23 protein-coding genes are annotated in these 25,893 nt (G+C 36.4%); 19 read left to right on the top strand and 4 right to left on the bottom strand.

All coding sequences use genetic code 11. The features are described from left to right. Nucleotides 1–345: 345 nt before the first annotated feature. Entirely contained in the window at nt 346–552 is a 207-nt protein-coding gene (locus AC1RNS_RS22745) for a transcription initiation factor TFIIIB (RefSeq protein ID WP_492995982.1), read from the top strand. A gap of 199 nt (nt 553–751) precedes the next feature. Here AC1RNS_RS22745 and AC1RNS_RS22740 read toward each other — a convergent pair whose 3' ends face one another. The 3 genes from AC1RNS_RS22740 to AC1RNS_RS22730 are packed head-to-tail and all read right to left on the bottom strand — an operon-like array spanning nt 752 to nt 5,507. Next, nucleotides 752–2,551, bottom strand: a complete 1,800-nt coding sequence (locus AC1RNS_RS22740) for an ABC transporter substrate-binding protein (RefSeq protein ID WP_492995981.1) — start codon at nt 2,549–2,551, stop codon at nt 752–754. Nucleotides 2,552–2,566: 15 nt separating this feature from the next. Beyond that, nucleotides 2,567–4,063, bottom strand: coding sequence for an ABC transporter permease (locus AC1RNS_RS22735; RefSeq protein WP_492995979.1), 1,497 nt, complete (start codon nt 4,061–4,063; stop codon nt 2,567–2,569). 13 nt (nt 4,064–4,076) lie between these two features. Next, nucleotides 4,077–5,507 (bottom strand): ABC transporter permease, encoded by a 1,431-nt coding sequence (locus AC1RNS_RS22730; protein WP_492995978.1) that lies wholly within the window; start codon nt 5,505–5,507, stop codon nt 4,077–4,079. A 222-nt stretch (nt 5,508–5,729) separates the two neighbouring features. On the opposite strand from AC1RNS_RS22730, the gene AC1RNS_RS22725 reads away from it, so the two are divergent. From AC1RNS_RS22725 to AC1RNS_RS22715, 3 genes are all read left to right on the top strand, one after another. Further along, the gene (locus tag AC1RNS_RS22725) at nt 5,730–7,469 is read left to right on the top strand and encodes an ABC transporter ATP-binding protein (RefSeq protein WP_492995976.1); all 1,740 of its coding nucleotides are present in this window, start codon (nt 5,730–5,732) and stop codon (nt 7,467–7,469) included. Between the two features lie 158 nt (nt 7,470–7,627). Further along, nucleotides 7,628–8,245: a thermonuclease family protein gene (locus AC1RNS_RS22720; protein ID WP_492995974.1), complete on the top strand. Its 618-nt coding sequence runs from the start codon at nt 7,628–7,630 to the stop codon at nt 8,243–8,245. A gap of 393 nt (nt 8,246–8,638) precedes the next feature. Continuing rightward, on the top strand, nt 8,639–9,487 hold the full coding sequence (locus tag AC1RNS_RS22715; RefSeq protein WP_492995973.1) for a CPBP family intramembrane glutamic endopeptidase: 849 nt from the start codon (nt 8,639–8,641) through the stop codon (nt 9,485–9,487). Between the two features lie 166 nt (nt 9,488–9,653). Here AC1RNS_RS22715 and AC1RNS_RS22710 read toward each other — a convergent pair whose 3' ends face one another. Continuing rightward, nucleotides 9,654–10,517 (bottom strand): glycine betaine ABC transporter substrate-binding protein, encoded by an 864-nt coding sequence (locus AC1RNS_RS22710; RefSeq protein ID WP_492995971.1) that lies wholly within the window; start codon nt 10,515–10,517, stop codon nt 9,654–9,656. Nucleotides 10,518–10,860: 343 nt separating this feature from the next. Here AC1RNS_RS22710 and AC1RNS_RS22705 point away from each other — a divergent pair, with 343 nt between their 5' ends. The 15 genes from AC1RNS_RS22705 (at nt 10,861) to AC1RNS_RS22635 (ending at nt 25,870) form a co-directional block, all read left to right on the top strand. Next, nucleotides 10,861–11,430, top strand: a complete 570-nt coding sequence (locus AC1RNS_RS22705; RefSeq protein ID WP_492995969.1) for a manganese efflux pump — start codon at nt 10,861–10,863, stop codon at nt 11,428–11,430. A 278-nt stretch (nt 11,431–11,708) separates the two neighbouring features. Then, complete coding sequence (isdC, locus tag AC1RNS_RS22700) at nt 11,709–12,308, top strand: heme uptake protein IsdC (RefSeq protein WP_492995966.1); 600 nt, start codon at nt 11,709–11,711, stop codon at nt 12,306–12,308. Next, nucleotides 12,308–13,828, top strand: a complete 1,521-nt coding sequence (locus AC1RNS_RS22695; RefSeq protein ID WP_492995964.1) for an NEAT domain-containing protein — start codon at nt 12,308–12,310, stop codon at nt 13,826–13,828. Before isdC ends, AC1RNS_RS22695 begins: the two co-directional genes overlap by 1 nt. 80 nt (nt 13,829–13,908) lie before the next feature. Continuing rightward, nucleotides 13,909–15,174, top strand: coding sequence for an NEAT domain-containing protein (locus AC1RNS_RS22690; RefSeq protein WP_492995962.1), 1,266 nt, complete (start codon nt 13,909–13,911; stop codon nt 15,172–15,174). Nucleotides 15,175–15,190: 16 nt separating this feature from the next. Then, on the top strand, nt 15,191–16,114 hold the full coding sequence (gene isdE, locus AC1RNS_RS22685) for a heme ABC transporter substrate-binding protein IsdE (RefSeq protein ID WP_492995960.1): 924 nt from the start codon (nt 15,191–15,193) through the stop codon (nt 16,112–16,114). Nucleotides 16,115–16,210: 96 nt separating this feature from the next. Beyond that, complete coding sequence (locus tag AC1RNS_RS22680) at nt 16,211–17,176, top strand: FecCD family ABC transporter permease (RefSeq protein WP_492995958.1); 966 nt, start codon at nt 16,211–16,213, stop codon at nt 17,174–17,176. Between the two features lie 6 nt (nt 17,177–17,182). Further along, complete coding sequence (locus AC1RNS_RS22675) at nt 17,183–17,953, top strand: ABC transporter ATP-binding protein (protein WP_492995956.1); 771 nt, start codon at nt 17,183–17,185, stop codon at nt 17,951–17,953. A gap of 11 nt (nt 17,954–17,964) precedes the next feature. Next, on the top strand, nt 17,965–18,735 hold the full coding sequence (gene srtB, locus AC1RNS_RS22670; protein ID WP_492995954.1) for a class B sortase: 771 nt from the start codon (nt 17,965–17,967) through the stop codon (nt 18,733–18,735). A gap of 781 nt (nt 18,736–19,516) precedes the next feature. Then, a complete protein-coding gene (locus AC1RNS_RS22665; protein ID WP_492995952.1) occupies nt 19,517–20,044 on the top strand; it encodes a YceI family protein in 528 nt (175 codons plus the stop codon). 182 nt (nt 20,045–20,226) lie between these two features. Continuing rightward, nucleotides 20,227–21,153 carry an NAD-dependent epimerase/dehydratase family protein gene (locus AC1RNS_RS22660; RefSeq protein ID WP_492995950.1) on the top strand — a complete coding sequence of 309 codons (927 nt, stop codon included), beginning with the start codon at nt 20,227–20,229 and terminating at the stop codon, nt 21,151–21,153. A 173-nt stretch (nt 21,154–21,326) separates the two neighbouring features. Then, nucleotides 21,327–22,604: an AAA family ATPase gene (locus AC1RNS_RS22655; RefSeq protein ID WP_492995948.1), complete on the top strand. Its 1,278-nt coding sequence runs from the start codon at nt 21,327–21,329 to the stop codon at nt 22,602–22,604. Further along, complete coding sequence (locus tag AC1RNS_RS22650) at nt 22,601–23,176, top strand: RloB family protein (RefSeq protein ID WP_492995946.1); 576 nt, start codon at nt 22,601–22,603, stop codon at nt 23,174–23,176. The genes AC1RNS_RS22655 and AC1RNS_RS22650 overlap by 4 nt, the downstream gene beginning before the upstream one ends. A gap of 186 nt (nt 23,177–23,362) precedes the next feature. Continuing rightward, nucleotides 23,363–24,133 (top strand): ABC transporter ATP-binding protein, encoded by a 771-nt coding sequence (locus tag AC1RNS_RS22645; protein ID WP_492995944.1) that lies wholly within the window; start codon nt 23,363–23,365, stop codon nt 24,131–24,133. A gap of 15 nt (nt 24,134–24,148) precedes the next feature. Then, nucleotides 24,149–25,102, top strand: a complete 954-nt coding sequence (locus AC1RNS_RS22640) for an ABC transporter substrate-binding protein (RefSeq protein ID WP_492995942.1) — start codon at nt 24,149–24,151, stop codon at nt 25,100–25,102. Between the two features lie 12 nt (nt 25,103–25,114). Continuing rightward, complete coding sequence (locus AC1RNS_RS22635) at nt 25,115–25,870, top strand: ABC transporter permease (RefSeq protein WP_492995940.1); 756 nt, start codon at nt 25,115–25,117, stop codon at nt 25,868–25,870. Nucleotides 25,871–25,893 lie beyond the last annotated feature (23 nt).

The raw sequence follows: 25,893 nt of genomic DNA, 5'->3' as shown, positions 1-25,893 counted from the left end.
GCTGGGGGTTTTTTCTTGTCCATAGCTAGAAGCTCTTTAGAACCCCTCGCATAGCAAGGGGTTTTCAAAAGATACAATAATGAGCCTCCTCAAATTTAAATTGAAGAGGCTCTGTTTTAGTATGGTTAAAATTTTACTTTGTATGTTTATGTAAAGTGACAAAAAAAGTTGTATAAAGAATGAAACCATTCAATAAACGGGGCATTTTTTAGAAAGAGAACGAATTGGTAGAAGTGGAAAATTGTCGAATAAAATGGAACCATTTTACAGATCATTCGTAATATTAGATAGTAGAATTATCAGTAAAATAGTTGGTTCACAAATGTATAAGAGGAGGGGGATATATTGAAGAATTCTTCGAATGTAATTGAATGTCCAAAATGTGGTGGGAAGGAGTTGGGTAAAGGTAAGCACAGTGGATATGGGACGATGTACCCGGATGGTAAGATGAGTTTAGGTTCGGATATTGAATATATTATTTGCACAGCATGTGGTTTTATAATCGAAGGCTATGTAAAAAAACCAGAGAAATTTAAGGGTACACTTTTTTGAGGTAGTATTGTAAATAACACTAAAAATTTTATGAATGTCTATTGAATACATAAAGGACTATCCTTAATGAAGATGAAATTAATCAAGTAACGAGTGCTATTTATTAAACAACCATATTTTTAACCCCGTCCTACATTTAGAACGGGGTTTGAGCTTTGAAAACATTAAATAGCTGTATTTAATTTATAATATGAAAAAATTACTTTGCGTCTTTATAGGCTTTTAAAAACTCTTTTACTTTTTCGCTGTCAGCCTTAAGCTCTAATCCAGTGTTAACTAATGTAGAAACAGTGGATACAGCGGGTTTTTTATTGCCTTGGTAGTAGCTTATAAATTCATCTTGGTTGATTGAGTACAGTATGGCTTTACGTAAGTCTACTGAATCCGATACGGCACGGCCCGATGTATTCATTTGTAAATATGATACGGCGTTACTATCAGCGGTATTTAAAGTTAATTTATTATCAGATTTTACTATATCTAGTTTTGTTTCAGGTACTGTCTGAAGTACATGGATTTCTCCATTACGTAGTGCAGATAGGGCACTATCATTATCCGCGATAAAACGAACATTGATTTTCGCAATTTTTGGTTCAAACTCACTACCAACACGGTATGCTGTGTTTTTCACAAATTGTGCTTCATAGTCATTTTTCTTCACAAGAATGTAAGGTCCGCTTGCATATAAATGGTTGTTATATGTTGCTGTACCCTCTGTTATTGTTGCTTGATCACCATAGGAGATATCCTTATCTGGATCATAGCTAGCTACATCATAAGTATTGATACTTGTTACTTGTTTCTCAGATACAATCCCGCCAGATTGGTGTGCTAAATAATTTAACACCTGAGGGAATGGTGTTGGTGTTGTAATTTTTACAACCTGGTAAGTACCTGTTGCATTTTTTACAGCAGCCTTATCTGTTGCTAATTGTGTTACAGAAGCAGGTAGGTTTTGAGAAAGTACATCTAAAATAGATTGGTCTGATCCTGCTACTTTTTTATTTTGTAATTCTGCTAAATCAGAAACAATTTCTACAGATTCGATGTTTTCATGAATACTATAAGTACGGTGATCTGGTACTGAAGTTGAATCTTTTGCACGATTTAATGAGAATACAACATCTTCACCAGACACTAATTCACCTGTATCTATTGCAGCACCATCCTTGATAGCTGCGAAGTGAATATCATCACGTAAAATGAAGTAATATTCTTGATTACCTTCAGCAGTTGCATGGTTATAAGATAGTGATCCATCTGACACGACTTCATCTGTATCCGTTAAGTTGACAAGTCGAACATACATATTTGTATTCAATGTATTTATTGAGCCATCATTACCTTTAATCGGATCAAGGGATGTTAATGAATCTAGTGTCTGGTGTAAAATCAATGGTTCTGTCGCATTTTTAGATGCATCATTAAATTCAATGCTTTCCCAAACTTGTGCACGCGATTTAGGTAAATGAACAGTTTTTGGATTCACTAATTCAGAGTAAATGCCTTGATATTTATTAGAAATATATAAAGGCGCAATATATGCCTGATCGAAAACTAATAACTGCTCTAATTCTTTATATTTTGCAGTAGCTTCATCACCTGTTAATGTACTTGCTTCATCAATTAAAGCATCTAATTTTGAGTCAGCAACAACACTATAGTCACCACCCGTTTTAAATAAACCACGAACAGCATAATCAGGATTTCCTGTAACTGTTGTCCAGCTAGAAAGTGCTAAATCATAATTGCCCGCCTCTTTTTGGGCAGAAAATGAACCATAATCAGGCTGAATGTTGAGTTTTACATCAAAGCCATTTTTCACTAATTGATCTCGCACAATATTCATATCCTCTTCAGAAGCGGACATGCCTAAAAGTTCAATTGTTGTATTGCCTTTTCCTTTTGAATCTTTACTGCCTTCTACGTCCTTTTTTGTTTGAACACAGCCAGACAGTGCTAATACTGCTATCAATAACAATATAAGTAATCTCTTCATGTAAGAACCTCCATTTTAATTTGTTTTTGGATCTAAAGCATCCCGTAATCCATCCCCTAAGAAATTAAAGGAAAGAACGAGAAGCATAATACAAAGACCTGGGAAAATCGCAACATAAGAGTGTGTTTCCAGGTACGTACTACCAACCTTTAAAATATTGCCCCATTCAGGGATATGTGGCTCAATGCCAAGCCCTAAAAAACTTAAACTACTTGTTGAAATAACAGCTCCACCAATTGTTAGAGTTGCTTTAACAATCATTGGTGCTAACGAATTAGGAACAATATGCTTAAAGATGATTGCAGCATCAGAAGCACCTAATGCTCTAGCTGATTCCACAAATTCGAAATTAGCAAGCTGCATAACATTAGCCCGCATTGTACGAGCATATGTAGGAATAGCTCCAACACTAAGAGCAATGATTAAATTAACCGTATTGGCTCCAAAAGCAGCAATAATCGCAATAGCTAGTAAAATACCAGGAATCGCATATAAAATATCAAGGCTACGCATGATGATGTTGTCTGTAGCTTTGCCATAAAAACCTGAAAACGCTCCAAGCACCCCTCCAATAAGTGCTGGAATAATGGTTGAGAAAAAGCCAACAATCAACGATATTTGTGCACCGAAAATAATGCGAGAAAATAAATCTCTGCCATAATTATCAGTACCCAGTGGGTATTCCAGTGATGGTGTTTGTAGCAAAGCACCATAGTTATTTTCCGTAGCCAAATCATAGTCAAATGTCCACGAACTTGTGACAGATAATGAAAACATTAAAACTATGAAAAATAACCCAAAAACGGCCATTGTATTACGTAAAATCTTTTCCCAAATGTTTTGCCATTTTTCTATGGATGATGGATTTGTCTTTCGGGCCTTTTGAATAAGGCTATAACCTAGTAATGTTGCAAAAAGATTACCAGTAAGAGTCGCAAATAACAGCAATATACCAGGTAACAGCATCCATTTTGGAGCAGATCTTGGTGTAACAAATTTGGTACATAAAATTAGCATCACAATATAAAAGAGGGCAAGGCACAGGAAAAGCCCCATCGCAACTAAAAAGGTATCTGTTACATACGGCTTAAACAGGTTTAGTGCTGAAATACCGACGATGAATAGCTGTGTAATAAGTGCATACGCAGCAAAAGTATATTCAGCTGTCTTTTTCTTAGACACAAGCATAAAAGCAAATGATGCTGAGAAAATATTGCCTGTAGCTATTGTTAAAAATAATGGATATCCAAGGAGACGAGTGCTTTTTTTGATATCTCCTAGCTTTGCTAAATTCTGTTTGATTCGAACAGTAAGGAAACCGACATAAGCGGTGGTAATCGCATAAATTATGAAAAAGGTACATACAATTGGCCGCCAGCTTTGGTTAGAGAAATCGTAGCTATAAGCTAGAAACAATAAAGAGAACAGGAAGGAAAAGACAAATGTAAAATGAGCATTGACATATTCCTGTGTAATCTTCAAGAGTAGTTTGACATGTAAGATGTTTTTCACAGATGCTCCCCCTTTAAGACTTCTTCATTTTTGAGCGAATGCGCGGATCGAAAAAGGCATACAAAATATCAATGAAGAGGTTAACAATCGAAATTGTAATAGCGATGTATACGACCCCACCTAGAATCGCTGGGATATCAGGGATAAACTGTTTGTCAACGATATAGCTACCAATACCACTGATATTAAAAACCTTTTCTGTAACTGATGCTCCTCCTAACATGCCGCCGAAGAGGAGCCCGATTACTGTAATAATAGGAATCATAGCATTACGAATCGCATGCTTTGAAATGACCTTAAATTCATTTAAACCTTTGGCCTTTGCGGTAATAATGTAATCCTCATGTATGACCTCAAGCATGCTAGATCTGGTCATTCGGGCAATAGAAGCAGTAATAGATGTACCTAAAACAATTACTGGCATAATTAGAGATAGCCAGCTTTGCGGATTATACGTAGCTGGTAACCACTGTAGCTTTAACGAGAATGTCAAAATAAAGATCAAGCCCTGCCAGAAGCTTGGAATGGATAGGCCGATTAAAGCAATGAACATAAATGTATAATCCAAATAGGAATTTGGACGAACCGCTGAAATAATGCCAACTGGAATGGCGATAGCAATAGCCATTAACAATGAAAGGACGGCAATTTCAAGTGTGACAGGAAATTTATTTGCAATACTGTGGGTAATGTCTTCTTTCCCTGCAAAGGAAGTACCTAAATCGAAGGAGAATAGGCCAGATAAAGCATTCCACAACTGAGAGAAATAAGGTTGATCTAAGCCGTGAATACGGTTGAAATTTGCAATTTGCTCAGCCGTTGCCTCGACCCCTAGTAAATTTCTTGCGGGATCAAATGGAGACAAATACAAAATTGTAAAAACTAGTGTAGCCACTCCTACAATAACAATAAAGCTTTGTAGTATTCGTTCAATAATGAATTGTAGAAATGGATTCGCATTTAAAAGGAGTACTACATAAAATAAAGCAGCAGGCAAAAACGTAAAAGTCAGGAATTTTCTATTTTTTAGTTGCTCACTAAAAAACTGTAAATATGAGAGATCCTCTATGCCTTCCTTTAATAAATCCTGCTCAATAAATTGCTGAATTTTTGCTTGGGCTAATTTAGAAGCTGTCTCCTGTATTTGCTTTTCAGATACAGTTTCATGAAAGAAAGTAGCCTTTGCTAATTCTTGTTCTGCAAATGTAGATTGCCATTTTGCCAATAAACCTTTTTCCTCATAGTACAGCCACTGTTGTTCAAAAGCTTGTTTGTATTGTTGTGATTGTTTTCTTTTACGATAGAAATAGTATGTAATAGGATGGACCAAGATACTTAAAAGAAAGAGCAACACATTATAGAGTTTTTGAGTTGTGAGCTTTTGATAAACCGCGAAAAAGAATACATGTTCTGTAGTTGCTGAATGATTGTTTGATATATCCATGCATTTCCTCCAAACGTAAGTTAAGTAAGGTTTAAGCAATTAAGCCTTCATTACTGATTAGTTTATGCAATATCTCGTTGACTCGTTATAGAAGTGATTGTCCTACTGACTGGATGCGGGATGACATGTTTTGTACTATATTGTATAATTCCTATCAGTATTGTAAAGTATGGATTATACTTGTACTTAAGTCAATCACAAAATTTAAAAAGGGTGGATGGAATGAGTGAAAAGCTTCTAGAAATCAACAATCTTCGTGTGTCCTTTCTGACAGGGGAGACAGAATTTGAAGCAGTAAAGGGTGTTAGCTTTCATCTAAATAAAGGTGAAACGCTCGGAATAGTAGGAGAGTCAGGTAGTGGAAAAAGCGTTACGGCTCGTTCAATCATGCGGTTATTACCAACACCCCCTTCATTTTTGAAGTCAGGCAGTATTTTATTTAAAGGACAAGAAATAACCTCTTTGAGTGAAAAGCAAATGGAAGCAATCCGCGGACAAGATATTAGTATGATTTTTCAAGACCCTATGTCATCCACAAACCCAACTATTCGAATTGGGGAACAAGTAGCTGAAAGTTTAATCAAGCATCAGTCAATGTCCAAAGTTGAGGCCTATAAACAAACAATTGAACTATTAAAGCTTGTAGGTATACGGGAGCCTGAAGAACGCTATAAGCAATATCCACATGAATTTTCGGGAGGGATGAGGCAACGTGTCATGATTGCTATGGCATTAGCCTGTAATCCGTCTTTACTCATAGCAGATGAACCGACAACAGCACTTGATGTAACGATTCAAGCACAAATTTTAAAATTAATGCGCAATATGCAAAAGAAAATGGGTACCTCGATTATTTTGATAACGCATGATTTAGGCGTTGTGGCTGGTATGTGTGATCGACTGATTGTCATGAAAGAGGGAGAAATTGTCGAGCAGGGAACAACAGAGGAGATTTTTGCGAATGCTCAACATCCATATACAAAAAAACTATTGAATGCTTTGCCAAAACTCCATGAGAAAAAGCAGCCAAAACCGAATGCACATATGCACACTGGCAGCAATCAACATAAACCATTAATTGAAGTAACACATCTTTCAAAGGAATTTGAATTAGGTCGTGGTCAAACAGTAAAGGCAGTTAATGATTTATCATTTCATATTTACCCTGGAGAGACATTGGGATTAGTGGGCGAATCAGGCTCAGGCAAATCAACGACTGGACGAACGATTTTGCAGCTCCATCAACCTACATATGGAGAAGTCTTATATCAAGGAATACCCATTACAAGATTAACGAAGAAACAGTTGAAGGCAATGCGTCGTCATATGCAAATTATTTTCCAAGATCCATATTCTTCGTTAAATCCTCGAAGAAAAGTCGTAGATATTATTGGGGAAGCTTTAGATATTCACAAGCTAGTCAAAACAAATGAAGAACGTCAGCAGCGTGTGGAGGAATTACTTGAACTTGTAGGCTTAAACAAAGAACATGCAATGCGTTATCCACATGAATTTTCAGGTGGTCAACGTCAACGTATTGGCATAGCAAGAGCTTTAGCAGTGGAGCCAAATTTTATCGTTTGTGATGAACCACTATCAGCACTGGATGTTTCAATACAAAAGCAAATTGTAGATTTGTTAAAGGATTTACAGCAGCGCCTGGGCTTAACATACTTATTTATTGCCCACGATTTGTCTATGGTGAAGCATATTAGTGATCGTGTAGCAGTCATGTATGGTGGTAAAATTGTCGAACTTGCAGAAAGTGAGGAGCTCTATGCTAATCCTCAACATCCATATACACAAGCTTTATTACGCTCCATACCAATTCCTGACCCAGCAATCGAAAAGCAAAAATATGCGGAAACTGAAAATGAAGAAACACAACTACGCTATGAGATTGAAAATAGTCAGCTTGTTGAAGTATCTCCAAATCATTGGGTGGCCATTGCAACTACATAGCTTGAATGTAGTAGCTTGATATTTTACAATAGAAGCAACGTGAAACTTTCAATTACTAGGGTTACGGTTTTCCTAGAGATGATTAGTGGAGCTAGTTGTACTTTAGGGAGGTTCCTTAAAGTGTAATGAAAGACGAATAGTTGTGAGGGACCTATAACATGAAGATGCAGGATATAAAAACGTTAATAACGAGTGGTACCATCATTCTAGCTGTTGCACTATATATGATTTTTGGTAGATCACCAGCTGAAGAAAAAGATGTAACATCAACAGACCAAAACGGCATTATTTCCATTGAACAGGTTGAAGAAAAAACAGGAAATAAACGTTTTACAGTCGACTTTATTAAAGCATATGATGGAGATACAATTCAGGCGTCAATAAATGGCGGGAAGGAAAAAATCCGCTTACTAATGGTCGATACACCTGAAATGAATTACAACAAAGGTGAAGCACAGCCTTTTGCTGAAGAGGCAAGAGACTATACAATTAAATTGTTAGAAAACGCCAATAAGATAGAAGCAGTTTACGATGTAGGACCAGAAACGGACAATTACGATCGACTGTTAGCCTATGTTTTTGTAGATGATGTGTTATTACAGGAATCGTTATTGAAAGAAGGGCTTGCGGCAGTACGTTTTATCCATAAACCAAATAATACGTTTGAGGATGAATTCAGAGATATTCAGCAGGATGCCGAACAAGAAAAATTAAATATTTGGTCGCATGACAATTACTTCCAAAAAGATGGATTCCATCCGGAAATATTGAAGTAAAGGTTAACAATCAAGGGGCAGTCCCAAAAGGCAATGAATGATGCCTTTTGAGGGCGGTCTTTTTTTGATCGTATGTAGAAGTGAGGGATAGAATTGCTGAGGTGAAGAATAGAAACGGAGGATCGACGGATAGAACAATTAAAGCGACGGATAGAGCATCGTGAGGCGAATGTGGAATAGGTCCCTTAAGATGAATACTTCAAACTTAGTGGTAAAACATGAGATTTGTGATTTAACAATCTCATGTTTTTTATTTTCAAAAAAAACGAGCTTGCAAAACTTATGAAATATGTATATATTGTATATAAAGTATATACACAATATCTGAATCGGAGGTACAGAAGTTTTAAAAAGGTAATGTACATTATAATCCTTAGGAAAGGAAATTTATTTATGAAATGGATAAAACTTTTATTAATAGGATGGTCAACGTTAGTTGCAAGTCTTTTCTTAGCTTCTCTTTCTGGTGAACTTTCTGCACAGTTATTTGATGCATCAAGGGATTTTCAAAATTTTATAAAGGGTCTTGTGATGAGTGGGCTGGTCGTTCCAATTGTTTTGTATTTATATCAGCATGTCTATCGGATGACTGGTGTTAAACCCAGTACGCCCGTATATTCATGGAAAAGGCTGTATCACTTATTTACAGGGGTTTTCATAGCAATTGCATTGGTTTCATTGGGATTCATAATAGCTGGTTATCAAGGGTGGATAATTATTGAAGAATGGCATGTCCCTAATCAGTGGTATGGTGCGTTACTGATCAATATAATATTTGCTTTCTTTTATGAAGCTTTACCTGAGGAATTGGGGTTACGAGGATTGTTATATGATGTGTTACGTCAACGATTCGCCACTTGGCTTTCAGTATTATTGCAAACCTTACTATTTGTAGCAGTCACTATTGCAGTTGACTTGATTCAAGCGCTTGTGGGATTAACTCCGGGAGTATCCATTAACATCGGTTATATTATTTTAATTTTCTGCTTTGGAATATGTTTGCAGCTACTTCGTTTATGGACTGGGAGTCTTTGGACATCGATTGGTTTTCACCTAGCATATTTAGAGATCATGAGATTTGCCATCTCACCGAATCAATATGGTGTTTCACCAATCATAACCTACTCCGAATCAGTACCTGGACTCGGTGCCTTAATCTCTGTCAGTATAATGGTTATTGGGGGCATCATTGTCTCACTTGTTATACTAGGTGTGAAGCGTTTAATATGGAAAAGTACATAATTAAAACGACCCACTAATTTCATTGTTCAATGATTGGGTACGATATGACATAAATCAAATTAAAGAAAGTCGATTCCATTTTATACCTGGAATCGACTCTTTTAGATTACATCTGTTTAGCGAATGTTTTTGACGTTTTATATTATAATATGTAAAACAACTGTCTTTATTTTACATCCTTTGACCACTCTGAAACCTTCTTTTCATTATCTTTAATCCATTTTTTTGCTGCTTCTTTAGGATCAGCGCCTTCCATAATATCAAACATAACGCTTTCAATATCTTCTGCAGTCCAGTGGAAGTTTTTAAGAACACTATATGCGCCTGGATTCTCATCTTTTAACCCTTTACGTGCAAATGTGCCGATATATTCCTCAGCACCATAAATACCTTTAGGATCGACTAAATACTTTAAATCAAAAGCATTAAAAATCCAGTGAGGGGACCAACCAGTAATAATAATTTCCTCCTTTTTAGCTAATGCCTGACTAAGTGCTGCTGTCATGGCACCTGCTGATGAGGTAAGTACATGCCAGCCTTCAAGGTTGTGATATTCCTTATAAGCATTTTCTGTTGTGACCATCATATTTGCTCCTGGTTCAATACCTGTAATTGTTCGATTAGCCTCGTTTGTTAAATCTTCAATAGAATTTACATCCATATAACTTGGGACAACTAAGCCAATCTTAGCACCTGATAGATTTTCTCCCAAATCGTCTATTTTATTCTTATACTTTTTAACTTGAGGGGCATGCGTTTGTGGCAGCCATGCTGATACCATACCATCAACCTCACCATTCGCAAGTGCTTCCCACATAATACCATTATCAAGAGGGGTTAATGTGACATCGTATCCCAAATTCTCTAAAACTTGTCCTACTACGTGTGTAGAGGCAACTTCAGTATCCCATTCCACATAGGCTAAATTAATCGATTCATTTTTTGAGTCATCGCCATCTGAGCTACACGCAGTTAATAACAGCATGATTCCCAATGCAAATCCCCATTTTAATAATTTATCGAACTTCATAAAATCTCTCCTTACTATAAAGTTTTATGTTTCAGATAAACTGCATGAATAGTTACTTCTATTAAAATAAAAATACTATAAACTAAAAATTAACAAGTAACAACTTAAAATTAACGAAGAGTTGTTACTTTTGTCAAATCACTAAAATGGAAAAATTCGCTAGATGACTAGCGATCTAAACTTTTTGTCCATGGATTTTTAGGAATGACAGGGAGCAGAGTGGGAATGTAATGGGAGAATATCTAATGACTCGCCATCAAATGCATTTAGGGAAGCCCATAAATCAAAATTTTGCCCACATAAGATAGGTGAAAATGGATACTTGGGTTTGAGGAGGCTTAGAATGCATTGGATATCCATCATTCTGATTGGAATAGCTGCTAATTTAGATAATTTAGGAATAGGTCTTGCTTATGGTGTGAAACGGGTGAAAATACCTGCTCTATCTAACGCAGTTATTGCTATTATGTCAATGATTGTCACATTTGTTGCAGTAACAGCGGGGGGGACGATCGTTGAATATATATCCCCTCATATCGCAAATTTGTTGGGGAGTCTATTGCTTTGTACGATTGGATTGTGGACATTAGTGTCTAATCGTTTTTCTCAGCAAGGGATTGCAGAACAACCTGAATTATTTGATGAGGATAAAAATTATATTATTTCATTTAGAGAAGCAATAACACTTGGTTTTATCTTATCTGCTAACTGTTTAGCGGGGGGCATTGCTATTGGCGCTCACGGTATTTCAGTCATCTGGACAGTGATTTCTATTGGAACATTTTCATTTATTACAGTTGGAATCGGCAGTCATTTCGGAAATTTACTAACTAATACTTTTATTGGGAAATACTCAGCGGCTATATCAGGCTGGTTACTAATAATGATTGGAGTATTGGAGATTTTAGGATAGTAATAGTCCATTTAAATAAAATTACGTAAGGGATATCACAAATTTTTCCGTGATATCCCTTTTATTGTAGAAAATTTGACATATTAAGGACGAATTTGGTTTAGCAGTTGACATACGTTGGTATCAACGATTATTCTTGGAAATAGAAGTGTAATTGAGAATAATTTTCGTTTACATGAAAATGCTTTCAATCTAAATATTGTGAACGAAATTTTTTTCAATTATAATGTTTTGTGGAAATTAAACGAATATATTCCATTAAAGGAGGAGTTCAGTACATGAAGAAAATAATGATGTTCGTCATGCTAGTAACGGTAGTTATTTTCAATTTAGGGTTAACACAAGCATCTGCCCAGCTATCTGACGGCACTCATTCCATAAAATATCAGGTCAATAAGCCTGAAAGCAGCTCGGTATCCATTGCTAATGATTATTTTGTAAAACCAGCAAAGGTCACTGTGAAAAATGGTACGGCGACCGTTCAAATTACCTTGAAAAATAGTAAATGGATTACTAAATTTCAACCACCTGGTAGAGCAACCGTAGTCAGTGAAGATAAGGCAGCAGATACGCGAATGGTGCAATTCACAGTGAAAGATTTAACGAAACCTGTTGTGACTTCAATGAAAATTGATATTGATGATATTAATTATCACCATGAATATAGCGTTGCACTAGTTTTTGATGCAGCATCTACTGGTAGCTCAGCGGCGCCAAAAGCTAATGATGTAAAAGCTTCAACAAATTCAACTGCCGAAAGTCAAGTGCCAAATCCACAAACAAGCGATACAACACCCTATTTATTAATCGTTGCATTAGTGGGATCAGCATTTTTACTTTATAGAAAAAAACTACAATCCAAAACGGAGGGTCAATAATGACTAAAAAACGTCAATCACGCGCAACAAAAATGGTTCTAGCATCATTGTTAGCAGCATCTTTAACAGTACCATCATTTGCATCAGCAGCTGAGGTAGTTACGACAAACACGGAAGTAAAGGCCGAGACTACAAAAGCAGATAAAGCCGAAAAGATTGTTAACTTCCAAATCTTTAAACCAGGTACGAACGAAGCTCAACCTGCTATCAGCTCTCATCTTGTAACACAGGGTACAATTGTTGAGAAAGATGGTAAGTTTGAAGCAAAATTAATAGTAGTAGCAAAATCTGCGCCAATGATTGCAGGCTTACAAATTAAACAAGGTGATAAGTATGTGGATGCTACTGAAGTGAAAAATGAAGATGGTACAATTACATATAGTTTCCCAGTTGTAGCTGATGAAGTGTTAGCAGCAAAAATTCATGTAGTAACTGAAACACCTCAAGGTCCGATGGATAAATGGTATGAATTTGATTTAAAAGCAGTAGAAAATAAAGAAGCAACGACTACTGAAGAAAATGGAAAAACTGAAGAGGTTAAAGAAGAAGTAAAGCAAGAAGTGAAAGAAGAAGTTAAGGAAGAAGTAAAAGATGAGGTTAAAGTCAATGATGTTGCAATTACTGTTTACAAAAACGGTACTTCTGAAGAATCTATGATGAAGCAATATATTGCACCTAAAGTAGGCGTATCAGTAGTGGACGGTAAAAACATCGTAACAATGACATTCCCTCAAGGTCAATATGTTAAAGGATTCACAGTTGAAGGGAAACAAGCAACTTTAGTAAGTGAAGACAAAGCAACAAATGCAAGTACGTACTCATTTGAAGTGGCGGACTTAAAGAAACTTGTGAATGCTCAACTGCATATTATTGTGAATGAGCCAGATAAAGGCGTGAACTATGATGCCAACCACCAAGTACAATTTAGCTTTGCTGTAGAAGGCGCAGTGAAGCCGGTAGTAAATCCATTTAAAGATATTAGCAATGATGGTAATAAAGAAGCAATTCTAGCATTATACAGTAAAGGAATTGTGAAGGGTCAAGATAACTTCAAACCATACGACAATATTACACGCTCTCAATTTGCGTTAATGATTGCTCGTGCATTAAATTTATCATCTACAATAGATGCTGGATTTAAAGATACAGCAGCACTTGATGCAGAACGTAAACAAGCAATCAATGCTTTAGCAGAGGCTAAAATTATTGTGAAAGCAGAGAACTTTAATCCAAATGGTACACTTACTCGTCAGCAGGCTGCTGTAATGATTTACCGCGCAGTAGCGCATGTTGCAGGGAAAGAAATGAACTATGGTGATCCAAGCCTATCTTATTATGCTGATGGTGCAACTGTATCAAGTGAAGAAGCGAAAAAAGCGTTTGCCCTTCTAAATGCAGGTAAAATTATGACTGGCTCTGTCAATGCTGAAGGTAAAACAGTGATTAATGCAAACAGTCCTTTAAAACGCACACAAATGGCAAAAATATTAAATGGTGCATTACAATACATGAATAAATAGTACTATTACAGCAACTTCCTTTCTCACTTATTGAGGAAGGAAGTTACTGTGCTTTTCAAGAATTTGGAGGGATTTTCATCGTGATTAGCAACAAAAAAATATTTAAAGTATTCCTATTCAGCACTCTTTTGCTGATGTTTTTCCCTCCCTTTCATTGGCTCCAGGTCAATGCTGAAGAAACTATAATTGAAAATGGAAGCTATCAAGTTGAACTAAGTTTTTCATCTATGGAAGGACTGGGAGAAAATATTTTTAGTGAAGTGGCGACTCTAGATGTAAAGAATGGTCAGTATAAACTAGAGCTAACACTGGAAAAACAAATGATTGTCTCAGACATCCAAATGAAACAGCTAGATGATGAAATAACTACCACTGTTGGGCGCGAAAATTTAGTTCAGCTTGATGTCAAAGATATACATCTACCGATTAGGGTAAACGGTGTAGTACACACATCTACAGAGGAGTCCCTCTCTTTTGCGCAGGAACTCCAAATAAATGCCCAAACTCTTACGCCACTAAATGAGGAGACTGTCCTAGATTCAGATAACGAAGAAACTACTTTGAAAGATAAATTATCTGAAGAATGGACATTGAATTATGTATTGCTGGTAGATGGAAAAAATGAGCCTTCTATAATGAATACATATGTAAAACCACTGGCAAAGATAGTAGAAAACGATGGAATTTACTATGCCCAAATGACAATATTAAAATCAGCATGGGTAACTGGACTTACTGTGGATCAACAAGGAAATCAGGTAGAACCAAAGCTAGTCTCTGTTGTTGACAATGTTAAAATTGTTGAAATTGCAGTTAATGATTTTGAGCAGCCGATACGTATGTGGGTTAAAGTTGATATTCCAGAGCTTTCTTATTATCATCAATATTTCGTTAATCTAAAGTTTGATCAGCAGCAAGTTGCCAAACTTTTCAATAAGTCTTCTGAAGTGAATGCCTCTAAGCAAGTGAATAGCGTGAAACCACAGGTAATTGAGAATAAAGTTGAAAAGCAAACTCCAGTAATAGTGGTAGAGGAAAGTATATCTAAATCAGCTCTTCCAACGTTGCCTATAGTTCAGCCACCTATGCCGAAGGAGGAGCAATTAGCGTTTGACCGTACACTTGACGCTCCTACTGAAGATGCAGTTAAAGAAGAAGCTGAGGAGGCAAAAATAAAGGAAGAAACCACTACAGAAAAACCAATGCAAGATTCAAAAGTGAATGAGCAGCTTGCACAGTTAAATGTAGTGAAGATAGTCTTGCTTATTGGAGTTTGTATGTTATCGGGCTTACTGCTCGTTCGCCGTATTAAAAATTCAAAAAAAGATATGACTGAACAGAAATAAATAGGGAGATGACAGTATGCAAAAGAAACGGAAATGGTTGCTGTTAATGGCAGTATTGATGTCATTAGTATTACTAGTTATTGGCTGTAGTGATAGCAGTAAACAAGAAACTAAGGGAGATTCGACTGAAAAAGAGCAAGCTTCTGCTGAAGCTACTGAGAAGAATGAACAACGTATCATTGCTGGTACTGTTGTTATTGCAGAAATTATGGATAAGCTTGAGTTGGATGCTATAGCAGTACCAGAGACGGAGAAAAAATTAGCAAAACGTTTTGATGGATTACCAACTATCGGTAATGCAATGGAGCCGGACATGGAAATTGTAAAATCATTAAACCCGACAGATGTGTTATCAGTATCTACGTTAGAGTATGATTTACAAGATAAATTCAAGCAATTAAATATTCCAGTTAATTTTTTAAACTTTCAAAGTGTAGATGCGATGCTTTCTGAGATTCAAAAACTTGGTGAACGCTATGAGCGCGAAGCACAAGCTGAAGAATTAGTGAAGGAACTACAAAAAAATATTGAGGCTGTTCAAAATGTAGCTGGCAATAAAGAGGGACCTCGCGTCCTCATCTTACTTGGGATTCCTGGAAGTTATTTAGTGGCAACAGAAAATTCTTATGCGGGCGATTTAGTGAAGCGTGCTGGTGGTATTAATGTGATGGAAGGACAGGACGCTGAATACTTAGCATCAAATACTGAGTATCTTCATAATAGTAATCCTGATATTATTTTGCGCTTATCTCATGGCATGCCTGACGAAGTAGTAAAAATGTTTGATGAGGAATTTAAAACAAATGATATTTGGAAGCATTTTGAAGCGGTTAAAAATGGCAAGGTTTACGATTTGGAGGAGGAATTATTTGGCACTACAGCCTCCTTACAAGTACCACAAGCTTTAGGACAACTGATGGAAATCTTCTATCGAAAATAGCAATCTGGAAATGTCGCTCGTATCACAAGCATAGTCTTGTCATAGAGCGCTTTTCTTATAAAATGATGGAATTTGAAATGAAAAAGGAAGTCCAATATGACAAAAAAAATAGTAAGTTTTTCAATTGTAAGTGTATTATTACTTGTCGTAGCAGTTTATGCAGCGACAACGGGTAGCATTAAGATGGGTTTTTTCGAATTTATTGTGGCATTGTTTGAGGATGGAAATAATCAAATGGAAGCTATCCGGGATTTACGTTTTCCGCGCATTATCGTTGCCCTTTTTGCTGGAGCGGCTTTATCTGTTTCGGGGGTCCTGTTACAATCTGTGATGCGCAATCCATTAGCAGATGCAGGCGTAATCGGTATATCTTCAGGGGCAGCATTTGTACAGCTCTTTATAATTTCCTTCTTTCCCGCATTATTTTTCATGACACCTGTATTAGCCTTTATAGGTGGGGCATTTGCCTGTGCCCTTGTGTTTGCGTTGTCATGGAAGTCAGGGTTAAGCCCTTTGAAACTCATATTAGTTGGGATTGCGATTAATGCTATGTTTACTGGACTAACAGAGGCATTTATAAGTCTAGGTGGCTCATTAAATACGTCAGTTTCGGGTGTCATTGGCTCAAATCTAACGATGCGTACATGGAAAGATGTTTCGACGATTGTGACATATGGTACTGTTGGTTTAATAGCAGCTTTCGCGCTGTATAGTTGGTGTAATCTCCTTGTTTTACAAGATAAAACAGCAAAAAGCTTAGGTTTTCCTGTTGCACGTGCTCGACTAATCATTGCTGCTGTAGCAGTATTATTATCGGCTGTTTCTGTTGTTGTAGCGGGCGTTATTTCATTTGTTGGTTTGTTAGTGCCGCATATTGCTCGTCGTTTAGTGGGGCATGATCATAAGGTGCTGATTCCCTTTACAGCATTATCTGGAGCATTACTGATATTAGTGGCTGATACGATTGGACGTACAATAGTTGCTCCCATTGAAATACCAGCTTCAACCATTATGGCGATTATCGGTGGGCCGTTCTTAATATTCCTATTACGAAAAGAGTGACGAAACATGGAGATTCAAAATATTATCGTATCGCATGATAATACCCGAAATCATTTAGATGGTGTATCAACGATGATCCAAAAGGGGAAAATCACAACAATCATAGGACCTAATGGCTGTGGAAAATCAACATTATTAAGTGTTATGTCACGTAATAATATGCCAAAGTCAGGGAATGTATCATTAGAAAACAAGGATTTATTGCATTATAAATCAAAAGAGTTTGCTAAAAAATTAGCCATTGTTTATCAGCAAAATGAAATTCCAAAGGATTTAACGATTGAAAAGTTAGTAAGCTTTGGACGTCTACCACATAATACGATACTGAAAAGAAATCATGAGGAGGACGCTAAAGCTATTGAATGGGCTCTTGCTTGTACAAATCTACTCGAAAAACGCCATACCGATTTAGAGGCTTTATCGGGTGGAGAGCGTCAGCGAGTATGGATTGCCATGGCTTTAGCGCAGCAATCTGAAATTTTATGCTTGGATGAGCCGACAACCTATTTGGATATTTTCTATCAAATTGAATTATTGGAACTAGTAAAGACATTAAATGAGGAACATGGCTTCACAATTGTTATGGTCCTTCATGATATTAATCAGGCGATTCGTTATAGCGACCATATTATATTAATGAAGACAGGACAAATTGTCACAGAGGGAGCACCAAGAGAGGTCATTACAAGGGAAGTTATTAAAGAGGTGTATGGGGTAGAGGCGATTTTTCACGAAGATAAGCAGCTTGGATTCTACATGGTTCCCCTTGGTATTTAGTGGGTGATAGCATGAAAAAATGGACTTCAAAGTTGTTAACTATTGTATACTTAGCTATTTTTTTATTTTCGGGCTTTTCTTTAGCAAAGTATTTATATACGTATTATGAAACTTCTAAATCTTTGGAAGAAGTGCAAACGATTTATGAATCTTCATTGGCTGCTCATGATAAAGTATCTAAAGAAGAAAAGACTGCGGAGCCCCTATCTCCCTATACTATTCGACCACAATTTGATGACTTGCTTGCTGTCAATAAAAATATCGTTGGATGGATTTCTATCGATGGCACAAAGTTAAGTAACCCTATTCTCCAAAGTGACAACAATGATTTTTATTTAAATCATAATTTTAAAGATAGAGAAAGTCGTGCCGGGAGTGTCTTTATGGATTATCGTAATGATATCCAGGCTATCAATCGAAATACTATTTTGTATGGCCATGCTATGAAAAACGACACAATGTTTGGCAGTCTAAAAAATTATTTAAAGCAAGACTATGCAAATCAATATCCTATTATTTACTTAGACACATTATATGAAGGATACGATGTTGAAGTCTTCGCGGCTTATGAAACAACCATTGATTTTTATTATATTGAAACAGAATTTGTTAGCGATGAGGCTTTTCAAACGTTTTTACACGATATTCAAGCAAGATCTGTCATTGAAATGAATGTAGATATTGGCCCGGAGGATAAAATATTGACTCTCTCCACTTGTAAAGATGCGGTCTTAAGTGATGATCATCGTTTTGTTGTTCAAGGTAAATTAGTAAAACGCTGAAAGATAGAAGTTTTCTCAATTTAGATTGGGAAGCTTCTTTTTGTTTGATAAAAATACTTTAGAAATAAGGAGATTTCTCTGGCCAAGCTAGAAATTGATCAGGCTCTAGAGAAAACGCTCGAGTTGAGCCCGAAACAGCTCGGGTCCCAGGGAAAAACGCTCAGGTCGAGCCCGAAACAGCTCGGGTCCCCAGGAAAAACGCTCAGGCTGAGCCCAAAACAGCTCAGGTCCTCAGGAAAAACGCTCAGGGCGGGCCCAAAACAGCTCGGGTCCCCAAGAAAAACGCTCAGGCCGGGCCCAAAACAGCTCGGGACCTCAGGAAAAACGCTCAGGCCGGGCCCAAAACAGCTCGGGACCTCAGGAAAAACGCTCAGGTCAAGCCTGAAACAGCTCGGGTCCCCAGGAAAAACGCTCAGGTCGAGCCTGAAACAGCTCGGGTCCCCAGGAAAAACGCTCAGGCCGGGCCCAAAACAGCTCAGGTCCCAGGGAAAAACGCTCAGGTCAAGCCAATAACTGCTCGAATCACAGAAATTCAACCATTCATGATGTATTTGAAAAAGTTTTAAATAATTACTTGACGTAAATTGTTTATTAATATATAGTAGGTTACATAAAGTAATCAATTACTTTTAGTAACTATTATGATAATGGATGTACAAATAAAGTAACTACAATGTTTAATCCACACTGCCTTGGGTAACATAATTAATGTAGTTGCTTCATATTTTATCTTATATCTCGAAATCGAGATAAAAAACAACTCAATTGGAGGAATATTAAAATGGCAAAATGGAACATCGATTTAGGACACTCAGCAATTAACTTTCAAGTAAAACACATGATGGTATCAAAAGTAAAAGGTGTATTTGATAGCTATACAGCGGATATTGAAGCAGCAGACCTTGCAGATTTAACAACAGCAAACATTAGCTTCACAATAGATGCAACAAGTATTAATACACGTAGTGAAGATCGTGACAATCACTTAAAAGCGGCAGATTTCTTTGATACAGAAACATATCCAACCATTACATTTAAATCAACAAATATTACTAAAAAATCAGCAGATCAATATGCCCTTACAGGTGATTTAACAATTAAAGATGTAACAAAATCAGTAACTTTTGAAACTGAATTTAATGGGAAAGGTACAAATCCATGGGGCCAAGAAGTCTATGGCTTTGAAGCTGAAACAACAATTAATCGTGAGGAATTTGGCCTTACTTGGAATGCTGCATTGGAAACAGGTGGCGTTCTAGTTGGTAAAGATATTAAAGTGACAGTTGAATTAGAAGTTAATCCAGCATAAACTTGATAAACTGTGTCTGAGTAGTATACTTGGACACAGTTTTTTTGATTTACTCTCCCCCAAAGAAGCTCCCATAAACACAAAATAACAGCATTCTGTTAAAATAATCCATAAATAAGTTGCTTGCATATTTTTGGCAATGCTTGCATATAAAACACCATATTGTTTTTGGGGGCGATGGGATGAATGTGTTAGTGACAGGTGGCTACGGTTTTATTGGGAGTGCTGTGGCGAGGCGATTTCATAATGAAGGGGCAAATATATATATCATTGATAATTTAAGCACTGGTCATTTACGCAATGTCGAATTTGAACATAAATCCTATCTTTTGAATGTAGAAGATGAGGTGTGTGAGCATTTCTTTAAGGAAATTTCATTTGATGTTGTTGTGCATTGTGCAGCGCAAACGAGTGTTCAAAAATCAATGCAAGAGCCAGTGAAGGATATATTGACGAACATTATAGGGCTTAGTCAGATGCTTTTCTTATCGTCAAAATATAAGGTAAAGCATTTTGTTTTTGCTTCATCAGCGTCTGTTTATGGAGATAGTCATTATCCACCGTTAGAAGAAACGGATATTAGTGAACCCATTTCAATGTATGGGCTAAATAAAAGCATTGGGGAAACATACTGTGAAAAATGGCAAAAGGATTATGGATTGCCAACATTAATTTACAGATTTGCGAATGTATTTGGTCCAAGGCAATATATGCAGGGAGAAGCGGCTGTTATTCCTAGTATGCTAAAAAGCAGTATGGAAGGAAAGCCTTTTACTATTTATGGAGATGGAGAACAGACACGTGATTTCATTTATGTAGATGATGTTGCGGATGCGATTTATGCTGGTGTTCAAGCGAAATTACAAGGAATTTATAATGTGTCAACGAATGAGGCATGGTCTATTCATCAAGTAATTTTATTATTACAGCATTTAAACCATCCATTAGAAATACAATATGCTCCTGCTAGAGAAGGTGATATCGAGCATTCATTTTTAAACAATGAAAAGCTTGCAAATGCAATAGGATGGAAGCCTAAGATTTCCTTTGCAGAGGGCATAGAATGTACATTGCTAGCACTACAAAATGAAAAAATTATTGAAATTTAATCATTTCTATACGATTGTAGACAAATTTGCATGCTATATTTGTCTACAATTTTTTTGATTAGACTTGGAAGCTAAATCTATACCATGTTTCACCTTTTATAGCTAATTTTTTTCACGTCTATAGTATAATAATCTTTTAAAGGAATGTTGTGGAATTGAACGGGGGCTTACACATGCTTGTAGATTTTAGAGTGAAAAATTGTTTAAGTTATAAAGATGAAACACTATTTTCAATGGTAGCGGGAAGCCGTATTCGAAAATTAAAGGACTCACATACTATTCAACTAGACGCCTTTCGACTTGTAAAAAGTGCCTTTATTTTTGGACCAAATGGCAGTGGAAAATCAAATTTGTTTACAGCTATTAAAGTGTTGCGTACGTTATTGTTTAATTTTGAAAACCTTAATAATGTTAAACAACTACGCTTGCCCTACCAACCGTTTAAGCTAGGGGGGCAGCAAGAGCAGCCAACTGAGTTTATGATTTCATTATTATTAGATGGGATTCTATATGATTATGAGGTACAGTATAATGCATCACAGGTACTTTATGAGAGCCTTACTAAGGAAACAAAGTCCACGAAGGAGCAGCTCTTTAGCAGACAGTGGGATGGGGCAGAATATTTATATGAAACGGCTCAACACACAGCTCTTGAATTGACAAAATATACGAGGAATAATACCGCTTTTTTATCTGTTTTAAATGTATTTAATGATTCTGATGCAACCAAAATATTTGATTGGTTTTTACATAAAATTCTGTTTTTAGATGAGGCAAATCGGTTATCAAGTCACCCTCTTATTCGTAAACTTGAAGAGGAGCCATTTAAGAGAGAGGTAATTAAGCTACTAAAAATTGCTGATTTTTCTATTCAGGATGTAACAGCTAGACGAGTTGAACGCAGAGAGAAAAATACCATTGGCTATGAATTTGATACACCAGAGGTTATTCAAGAGGTTGATATTGATTTGCACTATTTATCGTTCGATGAAACAGGTGCTCCAATTGGAACAGAGACGATTAATTGGACAATGGATTCAAAGGGAACTGTCCGAATGCTGCATTTAGCGTGTGTTATGGTCGATGCATACAATAAAGGAAAGACCATTTTTATAGATGAATTTGATACGGCCTTTCATGTATCCATTTGCGAATTTTTAATGGCTATTATGAACAGTAATCGAAACGTCTGTAATCAATTTGTTGTCACTAGCCATGAAATTGATTTACTAGATCAGCCACTCCGTTCCGATCAAATTTGGTTTGTCAATAAAAGCTTTAAAAATGAATCAGAATTATACTCCCTATTTGATTTTGCAGATTTGCAGAAGAAGCGTGGAGATATTTCCTATGCAAAGCGTTACTTAAAAGGAGAGTTTGGTGCAACACCCGTTATTAATGAATATTTATCAAATCAATATTTAGGTGAAGTGGAGGTATCTGAGCAGTGAGAGTACGTCAACAAGGGAATCGAACACTGCGTAAAACTATTTTAATTTATTGTGAAGGTGAAACAGAGCGCATTTATTTTGAGCAATTGCGTATTTTAAAGCGCTCTAAATTGGTAAGTGTCAAAATAAAAAATGTTAAACGTTCAGCAATTAAGCTAGCACAGCATGCGTATCGGGATTCAAGCTATCAATATTTTGATGAGGTCTGGATTGTGTTTGATAAGGATGATTTAACGGAAAAGCAATTAGAGGAAGTTAATGATTTTTGTGAGGAGAAAAACATTCATATTGCTTATACAAATGAAGCATTTGAACTATGGCTACTTTTGCATTTTGAGGAGGTTGATATTTCAGAAAAGTATCCTCGTGCTGTATTAAATGACAAAATGGAACAGCACCTAGGTGTTTCACGCTATTTTCGTCATAAGGCAGACGAGTCTATTATTGCGCCTATTGCACTGCGTCATGAGGTTGCGATAAAAAATTGCACAGAAATGATGGTATTTCGGAAAACGCAAAGTCGTGACAATCCTTATTGCAATATACATGAAATGATAAAATACATATTTTAAAATGAAATGGCAGGTTTTCTAGTTACTATAGAAAATCTGCTTTTTATTGTTCTTAAGTAGTAAATTGTCTGAATACAATTTTTTTTCATAAAATTAGGTTGTAATTTTAAACTGAGTATAATAAAATAACTTAAAACATATTAAACCTAGTAAAATTATAAGAATAAACGAGGTGACATTATTCAGATGACAGCACCGTTAATTTCTATTCAGCAGGTAAGTAAAAAATTTATCGAACAAATAGTGCTTAATCAAATTTCATTGGATATTCAAAAGGGTGAAATAATCGCCATTTTAGGTAAAAGTGGTTGTGGTAAAAGTACACTTTTAAATTTAGTTGGTGGCTTTGAACAACCAACAACTGGGCAAGTGCTGCTAGATAATCAACTTGTAACAAAGGCAAGCAAGCGTTGTATTATGCTGATGCAAAATTATGGGCTACTTCCTTGGCGATCTGTACAAAAAAATGTGGAGCTGGCTTTAGAAGGGGAGGCATTATCTAAGATAGAGCGTCAGCAGCGTGCTAAACACTATCTCAAGCTTGTAGGTTTAGATGATCGTCTTTCCGCATTACCTAGTGAATTATCAGGAGGAATGCAGCAGCGTGTAGCAATTGCTCGTGCACTAGCAATACGACCTGAGGTAATTTTGATGGATGAACCATTTGCAGCACTTGATACATTTACTCGTTATTATTTGCAGGATGAGCTTCTCGCCATTCAAAAGGAAGAGCGAACAACTATTTTATTGGTAACACATGATATTGATGAAGCGATTTATTTGGCAGATCGAATATTTATTATGAGTCCAAATCCTGGGCGTATTCATCGTGAACTACATTTACGAAGTACTAAGCCCAGAGATCGAGCAGACTCGGAATTCCAACATTTCCGAGAAGTTATTTTTAATGAATTCCAATTCACACAATCGCAGGACACGATTGAATACAACATTTAATACGGAGGAATATCAATGAAAAAATATTTACCATTATTTTTTATATTGACTTTATTACTTATTTTATCAGCTTGTGGAAAAAGTGAAGAGAATGGCAGTACAAACACAGCAGACGAAAAAGAAATTGTAAAAATTGGCTACCTACCTATTACTCATGCGGCACCACTTTACATGCAGACAGATAAAGAATACGAGGGCTATGCTATTGAGCTTGTAAAATTCGGGTCTTGGCCGGAGCTAATGGATGCATTAAATACAGGTAAAATAGACGGCGCATCCGTACTAATTCAGCTTGCAATGAAGGCAAAGGAGCAGGGAATAGATTTAAAGGCTGTAGCACTAGGACATCGTGATGGTAATGTTATCGTTGTGGCACCTAATGTTGAAAAAGCTGAAGATTTAAAGGGAAAAAGCTTCGCTATCCCAAATAAATACTCCACACATAATATTTTATTGTATCGAATGCTTCAGGACGCTGGTATAAATTATCAGGATGTTGATGTTGTGGAGCTTCCTCCAGCAGAAATGCCAGCTGCTTTAGCAGAAGGGCGAATTGCAGGATATGTGGTTGCAGAACCATTTGGTGCGATTTCTGTATCACTTAAAAAAGGAAAGGTTTTATTCCAGTCTGAAGAAATCTGGTCAAACTCTATTGACTGTGGTTTAGTATTACGAAATGCATTTATTGAGGAACACAAAGATATTGCTAAACAATTTGTTAAGGATTATGCGGCAGCAGGTGAGTTGATGAATGCCAATGATGACCATGCTCATGAGGTAGTAGCAGAGTATATAAAAGTGGATAAAGAAGTGTTAGATTTATCGTTGAATTGGATTTCATATAATAATTTAAAAATTGAAGAAGATGCCTATAAGATTTTAAGAGATTCACTAATAGAAATGGGCTTATCAGAAAATCCGCCAACTTATGATGAATTTGTGGATACTTCATTAATTGAAGAAAAGTAGGGTGATAGTTGAATGAAAAAAATAGGACCTATTTTACTTGGATTAATACTATTGCTTTGCATTTGGCAACTAGTTACGGTTATTGGAGGACATGATGCAGCATTATTTCCACCACCATTAGATGTTTTAACAGCATTAATTGAAATTATCAAAGATGGCTCTATTTTTGAGCATATACAAATTAGTCTATTTCGATTTTTTAGTGGTTATTTATTAGCAGTGGTAGTAGCAGTTATTTTGGGGCTTTTTCTAGGTAGATGGATGAAGGTTTGGTCTATTTTAGATCCAATTGTGCAAGTACTACGACCTGTTTCGCCAATTGCATGGTCACCATTTATTGTCTTGTGGTTTGGCATTGGAAATATGCCAGCTATTGTAATTATTTTTATTGCTGCTTTTTTTCCTGTACTACTATCAACCGTGTCAGCAGTGAAAAAAGTGGATAATGTTTATCTACGAGTTGCAGCAAATTTTGAAATGTCTCAGTTCCATTTATTGAAAAAAATAGTTTTTCCAGCTGCCTTTCCAATGATTGCAAATGGCTTGCATATGGCTTTAGGTAGTGCATGGATATTCCTTGTGGCGGGCGAAATGGTAGGTGCACAATCTGGTCTGGGATTTTTAATAGTGGATGCACGAAATTCACTAAGTCTGGATTTAGTCATGGCAGCTATTATTGTAATTGGTGTACTAGGCTTACTTTTAGACAAAGCCATCCGTTATTTTGAAAATTGGGTGACAAAAATCTGGGGAGGACAGGGAGCATAGGATAGCTGCTAGAATTCTGCCGA

It is taken from the genome of Lysinibacillus sp. GW821-FHT14F06 (assembly GCF_058803665.1).
Note: the sequence above shows the minus strand (reverse complement) of the source record. Positions and strands in the feature narration are given on the sequence as shown.